Source organism: Mycobacterium tilburgii, from assembly GCF_902168065.1.
In the GTDB taxonomy this organism is placed as follows: domain Bacteria; phylum Actinomycetota; class Actinomycetes; order Mycobacteriales; family Mycobacteriaceae; genus Mycobacterium; species Mycobacterium tilburgii.
The window spans coordinates 37469-49408 of the sequence record NZ_LR655713.1 but is presented as its reverse complement, the minus strand read 5'-3'; the positions used below and the strand labels follow the sequence as shown (position 1 = coordinate 49408).

General features: G+C 65.9%; 9 protein-coding genes and 5 pseudogenes. 7 read left to right on the top strand and 7 right to left on the bottom strand.

Features of this window, described 5'->3' with window-relative positions; all coding sequences use genetic code 11:
• From FQ389_RS11050 to FQ389_RS19935, 4 genes and pseudogenes are all read left to right on the top strand, one after another.
• Positions 1-142, top strand: a pseudogene (locus FQ389_RS11050) (type VII secretion protein EsxI); the annotation flags it as partial.
• Between the two features lie 229 nt (positions 143-371).
• Positions 372-1154 (top strand): response regulator transcription factor, encoded by a 783-nt coding sequence (locus tag FQ389_RS11045; protein ID WP_144207577.1) that lies wholly within the window; start codon positions 372-374, stop codon positions 1152-1154.
• Positions 1151-2659 (top strand): sensor histidine kinase, encoded by a 1509-nt coding sequence (locus tag FQ389_RS11040; protein ID WP_144207574.1) that lies wholly within the window; start codon positions 1151-1153, stop codon positions 2657-2659. Before FQ389_RS11045 ends, FQ389_RS11040 begins: the two co-directional genes overlap by 4 nt.
• A gap of 402 nt (positions 2660-3061) precedes the next feature.
• Positions 3062-3403: pseudogene (locus FQ389_RS19935) on the top strand (potassium-transporting ATPase subunit KdpA); the annotation flags it as partial.
• Here the strand turns inward: FQ389_RS19935 and FQ389_RS22430 are convergent.
• Complete coding sequence (locus tag FQ389_RS22430; protein ID WP_407662847.1) at positions 3323-3532, bottom strand: potassium-transporting ATPase subunit KdpA; 210 nt, start codon at positions 3530-3532, stop codon at positions 3323-3325. The pseudogene FQ389_RS19935 and the gene FQ389_RS22430 overlap by 81 nt on opposite strands.
• Before the next feature lie 24 nt (positions 3533-3556).
• Between FQ389_RS22430 and FQ389_RS22425 the strand changes: the two are divergent.
• The 3 pseudogenes from FQ389_RS22425 to FQ389_RS19900 form a co-directional block, all read left to right on the top strand.
• Positions 3557-3968, top strand: a pseudogene (locus FQ389_RS22425) (potassium-transporting ATPase subunit KdpA); the annotation flags it as partial.
• Positions 3969-3970: 2 nt separating this feature from the next.
• A pseudogene (kdpB, locus tag FQ389_RS22420) lies at positions 3971-6067 on the top strand (potassium-transporting ATPase subunit KdpB); the annotation flags it as partial.
• Positions 6025-6126: pseudogene (locus FQ389_RS19900) on the top strand (DNA-binding response regulator); the annotation flags it as partial. The pseudogenes kdpB and FQ389_RS19900, both read left to right, overlap by 43 nt.
• Positions 6127-6185: 59 nt before the next feature.
• On the opposite strand, the gene FQ389_RS11010 reads toward FQ389_RS19900, so the two are convergent.
• The 6 genes from FQ389_RS11010 to FQ389_RS10985 all read right to left on the bottom strand — a co-directional run bounded on the left by FQ389_RS11010 (position 6186) and on the right by FQ389_RS10985 (position 11838).
• Positions 6186-7124 carry a Ppx/GppA phosphatase family protein gene (locus tag FQ389_RS11010; RefSeq protein ID WP_407662846.1) on the bottom strand — a complete coding sequence of 313 codons (939 nt, stop codon included), beginning with the start codon at positions 7122-7124 and terminating at the stop codon, positions 6186-6188.
• Entirely contained in the window at positions 7121-7612 is a 492-nt protein-coding gene (locus FQ389_RS11005) for a DUF501 domain-containing protein (protein ID WP_144207562.1), read from the bottom strand. The genes FQ389_RS11010 and FQ389_RS11005 overlap by 4 nt, the downstream gene beginning before the upstream one ends.
• The gene (locus FQ389_RS11000) at positions 7605-8294 is read right to left on the bottom strand and encodes an FtsB family cell division protein (protein ID WP_144207559.1); all 690 of its coding nucleotides are present in this window, start codon (positions 8292-8294) and stop codon (positions 7605-7607) included. The genes FQ389_RS11005 and FQ389_RS11000 overlap by 8 nt, the downstream gene beginning before the upstream one ends.
• Before the next feature lie 35 nt (positions 8295-8329).
• Positions 8330-9616 carry a phosphopyruvate hydratase gene (gene eno, locus FQ389_RS10995; RefSeq protein WP_144207555.1) on the bottom strand — a complete coding sequence of 429 codons (1287 nt, stop codon included), beginning with the start codon at positions 9614-9616 and terminating at the stop codon, positions 8330-8332.
• Between the two features lie 99 nt (positions 9617-9715).
• Positions 9716-10447: a lytic transglycosylase domain-containing protein gene (locus tag FQ389_RS10990; RefSeq protein ID WP_144207552.1), complete on the bottom strand. Its 732-nt coding sequence runs from the start codon at positions 10445-10447 to the stop codon at positions 9716-9718.
• A 269-nt stretch (positions 10448-10716) separates the two neighbouring features.
• Positions 10717-11838, bottom strand: a complete 1122-nt coding sequence (locus tag FQ389_RS10985; protein ID WP_144207549.1) for a nucleoside triphosphate pyrophosphohydrolase — start codon at positions 11836-11838, stop codon at positions 10717-10719.
• Between the last annotated feature and the right edge of the window lie 102 nt (positions 11839-11940).

The following is an 11940-nucleotide window of genomic DNA, read 5'->3' as shown; positions in this document are numbered from 1 at the left end:
GGCTTGCCAGGAGTTCATTACCCAGTTGGGCCGGAACTTCCAGGTGATCTACGAGCAGGCCAACCAGCACGGGCAGAAGGTGCAGACCGCGGGCAACAACATGGCCAGCACCGACAGCGCCGTCGGGTCCAGTTGGGCCTGACACCACCTAACTTCAAGCGAGGCAGCACACCACACGGTGTGCTGCCTCGTTGTCTGTTACGCGGCCGTTTCCTTGATCATGTTTGCCCGGGGAACCGGATCCGCGCTACCGCGGTCACCGGACACCGGCCCGGGTGACCCCGACGGCACCCACCCGAGCGCGGCGAAAGATGTGAGGTAGATATGAGGTTTGTGACAAGCACATAAGCGCTTTGCGAGGATCAACGGACGTGACAGCAACGCCGGGGTACACGGGTAACGCGGGTAACCAGCGACCCCGTCAAGCTATTCTCGGGCAACTCCCCAGGATCTATCGGGCCGACGGCTCACCGATCCGAGTTTTGCTGGTGGACGACGAACCGGCGCTGACCAATCTGGTGAAAATGGCGTTGCACTACGAGGGCTGGGTGGTGGAGATCGCCCACAACGGTCGCGAAGCACTGGCCAAATTCGAACGGTCTAACCCCGACGTGCTCGTCCTCGACATCATGCTTCCCGACATGGATGGTCTGCGGATCCTGCAGCGTATCCGTGAATCGGATGTCTACACCCCCACGCTGTTTCTCACCGCCCGCGACTCGGTCATGGCCCGGGTCACCGGCCTCACCGCGGGCGCCGACGACTACATGACCAAGCCGTTCAGCCTGGAGGAGCTGGTTGCGCGACTGCGCGGGTTACTGCGCCGGTCCAGCCAGCAGTCTCCGCCGGCCGCGGAAGCCCTCAAGGTCGGCGACCTTCGGCTCGACACGGCCAGCCGCGAGGTCACCCGCGACGGCACCGTAATCGCGCTGTCGTCCACTGAGTTCGAATTGTTGCGCTTCTTGATGCGCAACCCGCGCCGCGCGCTGAGCCGCACCGAAATCCTCAACCGAGTGTGGAACTACGATTTCGCCGGGCGAACCAGCATCGTCGACCTGTACATCTCGTATCTGCGGAAGAAGATCGACTCGGGGCGTGAGCCGATGATCCACACCGTCCGCGGCGTTGGATACATGCTGCGGCCGCCGGAATGACAGGTCACCGCAATACTCCATCGTGGTTCCCCCGGTCGCTGCGCCGTCAACTACTGCTGGGCGTGTTGACAGTCGTCACCGTGGTCTTGGTGACCGTCGGCGTGGTCTCGGTGCTCAGCCTGCGCGGCTACGTCACCGCAATCAGCGACGCTGATGTCGCCGAATCACTTGACGCACTTAGTAATTCGTATAACCGGTACCATAACGGGGAACACACCTCGGCGCACCGGCGAACCCCGCCGGTGCCGCAGGCGATGCTCGAGTTCACCGGGCAGACACCGGGAAACCTGATCGCCATCGTGCATGACGGCGTGGTCATCGGGACGGCGGTGTTTTCCGAGGACGAACCCAAACCCGCGCCGCCGGACGTCGTCAAGGCGATCGAGGCGCAGTCCTGGACCGATGGGCCGCCACGCACCATCCGGCTGGGCAGCCTGGGCGCCTACCGCGTCGACAGCCGAGTCGAAGGATCCGACCTGCTGATCGTCGGGATGTCGGTGCAACTCGCCGACCAGATCATCGCCCGCAAATACATCACCACCACCGTGCTCGTCGCGGTCGCCCTGTTGCTCACCGCCGGCCTCACCGCGTGGCTGGTCGGCTACACCCTTCGCCCGCTGCGCCGAGTTGCAGCGACCGCCGCGGAAGTTGCCGCGATGCCGCTCACCGGGGACGACCACCGGATCAGCGTTCGGGTCCGAGCGGAAGACACCGACCCGGACAATGAGGTGGGTATCGTCGGGCACACGCTGAATCGGTTGCTGGACAACGTCGATAGCGCCCTGGCGCACCGCGTCGATTCCGACATGCGCATGCGGCAGTTCCTCACCGACGCCAGCCACGAGCTGCGGACCCCGCTGGCGGCGATCCAGGGCTACGCCGAGCTGACCCGTCAGGACAGTTCGGCGTTGCCGCCCACCACCGAGTACGCGTTGGCGCGCATCGAATCCGAAGCGCGCCGCATGGCCCTGCTCGTTGAAGAGTTGCTGCTGCTGTCCCGCCTCGGCGAAGGCGAGGATCTGCAGAATGAAGACGTCGATCTGGCTGACCTCGCCGTGAACGCGGTGAACGACATCGCGGTCGCCGCACCCACCCATCGTTGGCGCAAAAACCTTCGGGAAGAACCCGTTTGGGTGCGCGGTGACCACGCGCGGCTGCACCAGCTGCTCAGCAACCTGCTAAACAACGCCCAGTTGCACACCCCGCCCGGTGTGACAGTGACCACCGCAATCGTCTGTCGCCGTGACGATCCCGCCGCGCCGTATGCGGAACTCACCGTCACCGACGACGGACCCGGCATCGATCCGGATTTGCTGCCGCGGCTGTTCGAGCGCTTCGTGCGCGGCGACGCCTCCCAGTCGGACAGCGCCGGTATCGGGCTGGGCCTTGCCATCGTCAGTTCGATCGTGAAGGCTCATCACGGCTCGGTGGACGCCCAATCCACCAACGGTCGAACGGTGTTCCGCGTGCGTCTTCCGATGATCGACGGCCCGACTCCCGACTGACGGTACCCTGCGGTTGAGCCATGGTTGCCGCGGGACGCGGTCAACAAGGGTAAGGAATTCATCAAAGTGGCGGCCAACCCGTAAAGGAAGCGTTAAGGGAAAGCTTTACGGTTAGCTGGCGAGCTTAGCCTCGGTCGTGGCCTTCTCACTGAGGCCGGTCACTGGTGCCCGAGAACTGTCTGGAATCAATCGCTCATCGAACGAAAGACAAACATGTCCGTGGTGATTTACCTCGTGCTGACTACGGCGGTCTTCGTCGCACTCGGCCTGACGCTGAGGCTGGGCTCATGAACATCGCCAACACCGTGGACTCATCCTGTCCGTCCGGGTGGCCCTGTTACTGGGCGCCGCGCTGATGTACCCGGAGCGCTTCTAGTGAGTGCCACCTCGACAGGCGTGGACTGGGTCGATATCTTCCTGCTGCTGGTCATCAGCTTCTCGCTGCCACGCACCTTCGGTCGCATGGTAAACCGCAAGAAGCAGGGTTACGCGATCGCCGCGGTGGTTAGCGTGCTGGCCTTACTCAGCGTCACGTTCATGATGCTGTTCCAGCTGCAGCACCACGGCGCGGTGCCTACCGCGACCGGCGCCTCCTACGAGGGTGTCGAGCAACGCTTCGGCGTCGCCGATTCGGCGATTTTCGCCGATGCCACCACCCTGACCTCAACCGGCGCAATTGATTCCACCCACGACTCCTACACCAGCCTGGGCAGCATGATGACGATGTTCAACATGCAAATAGCCTGAGGACAGCTTCATTTCGTGCAGGTTGATCTTCTTGCCGAGGTATTCCGGTGTCCGGCCGACCATCAACCCGGCGACAAACACCGTGATGACCGCGAGAATCAAGATACCGTACAGGCCGGATCCCACACAGCCGGGTACGACCTCACCGAGTTCCTGATCACCACGCTGATCGTGCTGCTCGTCACCGCCATTGCCATGGCGCTACCGGGCGAGCGCGCCGGCATGGCCAACAGCGGACCGCACGGATTGTCCGGGTGCTGTATGCCTTTACCTCGCAGCCAACAACAACGGCTCCGCGTTCGCGGGCCTGTCGGCCAACACGGTGTGGTGGAACACCGCGTTGGTGTTGGCGATGGCCTTCGGCCGCTTTCTGCCGATGATCCTCGTTCTCGCGCTGGCCGTTTCGCTTGCGCACCAGGGCATGGCACCCGAATCGAGCGGCACGCTGCCGACACATAGGCCGCAGTTCATTGGCCTGGTCGTGGGCGTGACCGTGATTCTGGTTGCCCTCACCTTCCTGCCCGCGCTCGCGTTCGGGCCGCTCGCTGAAGGGATGCACTGAAAGTGACCACCGTAACGGATTCCCGCCTCCGCCGGCCTTCCGCACACGCACCCGGGGAGAGACTTCAGGGCGGCCTGCTCGACCCGGCCCTGCTGAAGTCGTTGCCGGACGCGCTGCGCAAGCTCGATCCGCGCACGTTGTGGCGCAACCCGGTGATGTTCATCGTCGAGATAGGCGCCATCTGGTCGACGGTGCTTGTTATCGCGACAGCACCTGGTTCAGCTTGCTCACCGTGTTCTGGCTGTGGCTGACAATACTTTTCGCGAACCTCGCCGAAGCTGTCGCCGAGGACCGCGGCAAGGCACAAGCCGACACCCTGCGCAAGTCCAAAGCCGATACCATCGCGCGCCGTATCATCGGCTGACGCCCCGGCACCACGGCGGCAGCCTCGATCGAGGAGATCCCGGCACCGCTGCTGCAACAGGGCGACGTCGTGGTCGTCACCCCAGGCGAGGTCATCCCCGGCGACGACGATGTGGTGGAAGGCATTGCGTCTGTTGACGAGTCGGCCATCACCGGCGAGTCGGACCCGGTAGTCCGGCGGCGACCGTTCCGCGGTCACCGCAGTACCACCGTGCTCTCGGACCGCATCGTCGTCAAGATCACCCAGAAACCCGGCGAGAGCTTTGTGGACGAGATGATCGCCCTTATCGAGGGCGTCAACCGGCAGAAGACACCCAACGAGATCGCGCTAAACATCCTGCTGGCCGCGCTGACCATCATCTTCGTCTTCGCGGTCGCCACGCTGCAGCCCCTGGCGATCTACTCCAAGGTGAACAACCCGGTGTCCCCGACACCTCGGCGCTGAGCTCCGACGGCATCAGCGGCATCGTGCTGATGTCGTTGCTGGTGTGCCTCATTCCGACCACTATCGGCGCGCTGCTGTCGGCGATCGGTATCGCCGGCATGGATCGCCTAGTGCAACGCAACGTGCTGGCCGGGCCGCGCGGTGGAAGCGGCCGGCGACGTCAACACCCTGCTGTTGGACAAGACGGGAACCATCACGCTTAGCAATCGTCAAACGTCCGAATTCATTCCAGTGTCCGGAGTGACCCACGCGGACCTGGCCGACGCCGCGCAGTTGTCCAGCCTCGCCGACGAGACCCCCGAGGGCCGTTTCATCGTGGTGTACGCCAAGGACGCCTTCGGCCTGCGCGCGCACGCCGGGCGAGTTGGCGAACGCCTCGTGGGTGGAATTCAGTGCGACCACCCGAATGTCGGATGTGGACGTCGATGACCGACCAGTTGCGCAAGGGTGCGGCCAACTCCGTCTCGGAGTGGGTCCGCAGCCACGTCGGCACCGTCCCGACCGAACTCGGTGAGATCGTCGACGGCATCTCCGCCGCCGGTGGCACCCCGCTGATGGTCGGCCAGGTGGACGGAGACGACGGTTCCGCGTCAGCCCGGGTGCTCGGCGTCATCCATCTCAAGGACGTGGTCAAGCAGGGCATGCGCGAACGCTTCGACGCGATGCGCTTGATGGGCATACGCGCGGTGATGGTCACCGTGGATAACCCGTTGACCGCCAAGGCAATCGACCGAAGAGGCCAGGGTGGACGACTTCCTCGCCTAGGCCACGCCCGAAGACAAGATGATACTGATCAAGAAGGAGCAGCAGGACGGACGCCTGGTGGCGATAACCGGTGACGGCACCAACGACGCCCCGGCCTTGGCGCAGGCCGACGTCGGCGTCGCGATGAACACCGGTACCTCGACGGCCAAAGATGCCGACGACATGGTGGATCTGGACTCCGACCCCACCAAGCTGATCGAGATCGTCGAGATCGGCAAGCAATTGCAATTGCTGATCACCCGGGGCGCGTTGACCACGTTCTCCATCGCCAATAACATCGCCTCCCGGCGATGTTCGTGACGGTCTTCCCCGACCTGGACCTGATAAACGTGATGCGGCTGCACAACCCGCAATCGGCGATCCTGTCCGCGGTCATCTTCAACGCGATCGTCATCGTTGCCCTGATTCCGTTGGCGCTGCGCGGTGTTCGGTACACACCAAGCCGCAGCGAAGCTACTCAGCCGCAACCTATACCATCTACGGCTTGGGCAACATCGTCGCCACATTCATCGGTATCAAGCTGATCCGCCCCATCCCAAACACCTGGTCACCGAATCGGGTATGGGCTACCGGTTCGAAGTCTGAATGTTCGCCGCGGCGGCGACACGCCGGGTGAGGCCGCCGTCACCGCACACCGAAATCCGCTACCGCGCAATCGACAGCACGATGCCGTCGAGGATGTCGTGTTCGCTGACGGTCAGCTCATCGATGCCGGCCCGGGCGTGCAACTCGCGCGCCAACTCCTCCACCACTATCGCGCCGCCGCCGATCACGTCGGCACGGCCCTCATGCATCGGCGGGAGCGCCACTCGCTCGGACCGGGTCATGCCGATCAGCCGCTCGCACACCGACCGCAGATCGGCGCCGGCGACCCGCGAAAGATGGATGGCGGCAGCGTCATACGTCGTCATGTTGTGGGCCAACGCCGACAGTGTGGTCAGCGTGCCGGCCAGCCCCACCCAGGTCCGCGCTCGCTCGACGGGCACGGCCTGCAGCGCGGGAGCGAGCCGATCGCGGACGAACTGCCGCGCCGCCTCCACTTGCGCCGGGGTCGGCGGATCCGAATTCAGGCAGCGCTCGGTCAGCCGGACGCAGCCGATGTCGGCGGAGTAGCTCGCCACGACGTCGTCGGATCCCAGCACAATCTCGGTGGAACCGCCTCCCAGGTCGACGACGACGAAAGGTACTCGTGCGCAGTATAATTCACCGACAGCCCCGCGGAAGGACAGGGCGGCCTCCTCGGCGCCGCTGATCACCTCAGCCACCGCGCCGGGCAGCACGGTGTCCAGCACCTCCCCCGTCATCGCGAAGAACTCGTCGCGATTGCTGACGTCGCGGGCGCCGGACGTGGCTACCATCCGAACACGCTGCACGCCATGGGTTTTCATCAGGCTCGCGTAGTCGGAAAGCGCGGCCCTGGTCCGCTCGATCGCCTCCAGCGCGAACTGACCCGTCGCGTCGACGCCCTGACCCAGTCGCACGATCCGCGTCTCGCGGTGCACGTCACACAGCTTCCCGTCGGAAACGTCGGCGATCAGCAACCGAATCGAGTTGGTGCCACAGTCCACACCCGCCGCTTTCAACGCCACAACTCTCCGTCCAATACCCCGGCCATGGCCGGCTCGGCGGCCAGCAGCGCCAGCGCCTCGTCACCAAAAGGATTGACCCAGGGCCCTTTGGACAGCGAATGCGCGATCAGCACATGCAGGCACTTCACTCGATCCGGCATGCCGCCACCCGAGAACGTCGTCCCGAGCGGCTCGATCGCGTCCCGCTCGGCCAGATACGACTCGTGCGCGCGCCGATACGCGGCGGCCAACTCGGGGTCGGTTTTCAGGCGCTCGGTCATGTACCGCATCAGCCCCGTGGACTCCAGCCGGCTCGCCGCGGCGGTCAGCACCGGATGCGTCAGGTAGTACAACGTCGGAAAAGGCGTACCGTCAGGCAGTTTCGGCGCAGTCTTCACCACGCCGGGGTCACCGTTGGGGCACCGATAGGCGATCTCGAGCACACCGCGCGGCTCACGTCCCAACTGGCGTGCCACCGCTTCCAGGTCTGCACGCTCAACCACCGGGCACCGTGGGCTTCGGTGCATCCGGCGGTGCCGGCACGGGCGGTCCGGGTTCGGCCGGTGGCGGGGCGGCCGGCGGCAGGTGCGGCGCGTCGGCGATGGTATGCCACAACGACGAATACCACGGGGCGTTGCTCGCCGGCCGCGACGTTTCGTCTCCGGGTTGCGGCGCCGCGGCCGCGGTCGGCGGCAGCTGCACCTGGAAGGGCGTGTCCCCCGGCATCACAAAACCCAACCGCTCGCGGGCCTGCGCCGCGATGTAGGCCGGGTCGGCGAGCTTGACCTTCTTCTGCTCCAAATCGGCAATCTGACGGCGCAGCACCGCCTCACTGGCGGACAGCTGGGCCATCTCGGTGCGCTGAGCGAAGTACGTCCGCACCGGCCCCGCGATGGTCAGGGTCAGCACGCAGACCACCGCGGCCAGCACCGCCGCGCGCCGGGCGGTGAAACCCAGCCGCTGCTCGGACCGTTGCTCCAGCGACTCGGTGATCTGGCGCTTGATAGGTTCGATGATGTGCTCGACGGTGGTCCGGGCCGTCGAGGCGTTCTGCGCCACCTTCGCCGAACGTGACGGCTTGGACGACGGCTTGGCGGCGCGTCCGCGCCGGACCGACTCACCCGCTTTCCCCGGGCGTGATGCCGGGGAGCGGCGCTTCGGATCCGGCCGTTTCGCGTCGGGCATGTCCGACCTATCCGCGTTTTCCGTTGGCTGCCAAGCTATTTCACATCCAATGCATAACGCGGGAAGGCCAGGTCGCCAGCGTAGCGGGCCGCGTCGCCCAGTGCCTCCTCGATGCGCAGCAACTGGTTGTACTTGGCCACCCGCTCGCTGCGCGCGGGCGCGCCGGTCTTGATCTGTCCGCTGCCCACCGCGACCGCCAGATCGGCGATGGTGGTGTCCTCAGTTTCGCCGCTGCGGTGGCTCATCATCGTGCGGTATCCGCTGTGGTGCGCCAGCGCGACGGCATCGAGTGTCTCGGTCAGCGTGCCGATCTGGTTCACCTTGACCAACAGCGCGTTGCCGGCTCCGCGTTCGATGCCCTCCTCCAAACGCTCCGTGTTGGTGACGAACAGGTCGTCGCCGACCAGTTGCACGCGGTCGCCCACGGCCGACGTCAGCGCCACCCAGCCGTCCCAGTCGTCCTCGGATAGCGGGTCCTCGATGGACACCAACGGGTAGCTGTCCAGCAGGCCGGTGTAGAATTGGGCCATCTGCTCGGCGCTGCAGGTCTCGTTTTCGAAGCTGTAACCCTCGCCGGTAAAGAATTCGGTCGCGGCCACATCCAGTGCCAGGGCCACGTCGGACCCCGTCTTGAAGCCGGTCGCTTCGATCGCGGTCAGAATCAGGTCCAGCGCCGCCTTGGTGCCCGCGACGTCGGGGGCGAAACCGCCCTCGTCGCCGAGCCCGGTGCTCAGACCCTGCTTCTTCAGCACCGACTTCAGCGAGTGGTATACTTCGACACCCCAACGCAGCGCCTCTTTGAAGCTCGGCGCGCCGATCGGCGCGACCATGAATTCCTGGACGTCGACCCCGGTGTCGGCGTGGGCGCCACCGTTGAGGATGTTCATCATCGGCACCGGAAGGATGTGCGCGTTCGGCCCGCCCAGGTAGCGGAACAGCGGCAGCGCGGCGGAGTCGGCCGCTGCCTTGGCCACCACCAGCGACACGCCCAGGATCGCGTTGGCGCCCAGCCGAGACTTGTCGGGGGTGCCGTCGAGGTCCACCAGCGCCTGATCGACCAGACGCTGGTCGTCGGCGTTGAGGCCGATCACCGTTGGGCCGATCTCGTCGAGGACGGCCTGCACCGCCTTGTCCACACCCTTGCCGCCGTAACGGGTGCCGCCGTCGCGGAGTTCGACGGCCTCGTGCTCCCCGGTCGACGCGCCGGACGGCACCGCCGCCCGGGCAAAAGTCCCGTCGATCAAGGCGACCTCGACCTCGACCGTGGGGTTACCGCGGGAATCTAGGACCTCGCGGGCCCCGACCTGCTCGATAATCGGCACTAGGATCTCCTTGCTTGAACTTGACTCGTTGCTGATGGCGCCGCTCCGGGCCAGCCCTCTACGGGCCCCGGCCTAAAGCCTCGGTCGCAAACCATCCTTCTACAGCGGGTGGCCGGCCGCGTAAGCGGTGGCCCAGTCCCGGACGGCGCGCGCGTACACGCCGGAGTTGTTGTAGGCTCGCAGCGCGGTGACCCACCCCCGGGGGGTCGCTAGGTCTTTTCCGCGCCAACATAAATAACCCGCGGCCGCCAGGGCCGCGTCGTCGATGTTGTCCGGACTGACCCGGCCGTCGTTGTGAGCGTCAACCCCGTACAACCGCCAGGTCTCCGGGATGAACTGCATCGGCCCCATGGCACGGGCGAGCGCGGGCTCGCTGCCGGTGCTGTTCTCGTCGGCGTCGACGATGCGCAGGTTGCCCCCGGTGCCGTCGAGCTGGACACCCCGGATCGGCGGGCTGACATCCCCATTCGGCGACAGCGTCGCCCCCCGGTAGGTGCCGTGGTGGCTTTCGACCTGGCCGATGCCGGCCAGGGTGGTCCAGGCAATGTGACACTTCGGGTTCTCGACCTCGGCGACCCGGGCGGCGTAGGCGTACGCCTCCAGCGCTATGAGCGGGATTTCCAGGGCCGCGGCCCGCGGGATTGCCCACGCGCGCAACTGGTCCGCGGGCCGACCGCTGGCGTGCGTGTCGACCGATGGCACCGGATCCCCGAACGGCGGCGGCACGCCCGCGGGAATAAAAATGCTAAGCTGCCAGGTGCAGCTGGAGGCCATCAGCATGGCGGTGGCGCCGATCACGGCGGCCGTCCGTAACCAACGCCTCGGCGACACCACGCTCCCCTCAACTTCGCCTACACCAACGTCACCCACTGATTATCGTCCCATGATCTTCCGCCGTAACCGGTCTCTTTGAGCCGGTGAGCCCGAGTCTCGCCAAATGAAGCGTTAGCTTGGCGACGATCATGGCTAGCAAAGCGCGGTCGCTGCCGATTACCGGGATTCGCCAACTCATAAGCCACATTACCCGGGACCGCCGTAGCCGACGGCAGACATTACGGGGATCGCTGTCCAGCAAACCTGTGAAGGTGATCGAACCCGCGTCAGTCGCGACTGCGCGCCTTTTTGGGGTCTTTGCCGGACCGGTTGGACGCTTTGGGCGCATCGTCGGCCGGTTCTTCGGCCGTGTGGCCGGGCTCGTCGGTCTCGGGATCGATCTCGTCGGTGCCGCCCCCGATCTCGCCGTCGGCCTGGCCGGCAGCCTCGGAGTCCCCGGCTGGCCTGTCGTCGAGGTTGTCGGCGGGCCAGTGCTCGCGCCACTCCTGCTCGGTGACCGCGCCCAGCGGCACCACGTCGAACTCCTCGGGCACGCTGTCCCCGCGCCGCGTCGCGGCGATCGACCGCTCGACAGCGCGAACCGTGTCCATGAACTCCAAAACGGCTGTGCGCAGCAAGCTTTCCGCATCGACATCGCCGTCCACTGCAATCGAGGTGATCTCGCCGGGAATCAGGTCGGCGGGCAGCCCGGCCACACGCGTACGCGCAATCACCTTCTGCGCCAGCGCCAGCGCCGGCTGACCGGTGTGCACGTCGTCCATCACCGACATGCGGGGCTTTTCCGCCGCTTTGCGCTGCTCCCACTGCACCAGCTGCTCTTCGAGTGAAATCGTTTGGCCGGCAAGCACTCCCGGCATCCGATTGCCCAGCTTCCGCATCAGTGTGGTGGCGACGGCGTCGATGTCGAACGGCGACTGCGGCGCCTCCTCTGCGATGCGGGCGTGGAAAAGCACCTGCAACAACACGTCGCCCAGCTCTTCGCGCAGCTGGTCGGCGTTGCCGCTGCGCACCGCATCCAGCAGCTCGTAGGTCTCCTCGAGGAGGTACCGGCGCAACGAGTCGTGGGTCTGCTCGCTCTCCCAGGGCCCCGCGGTACGCAGCTTGTCCATCATCGCGACGGCGTCGACCAGGCGTTCACCACGGGGCGTCTCCGGCGCCGAGATTAGTCGGGCCCCGGCGGCCAGCCGGGCGGTGACGGCGGGATGGTCAGGGTCCGACGACAGCAGCACCGGGGCATCCTCGCCGGTGTCCACCGGACGGGCGGACGACAATGACCAGGGCACCGCGACGGGCATCTCTTCGGTGTACTGGATCTCGCCGGTCAGATGCTCGACGGCTTCAACGGGCACCAGCGAGGGACGACGGGGATCGAACAGGACGACAATCATCGGGCGCCGTTCCTCCTCATCACGACGCTCTGCATCGTCACCGGCGCGAATCATCGGGCGCTGCGCCTCCTCCCCCGCGTTCGCTCACATCCATCGCCCGAC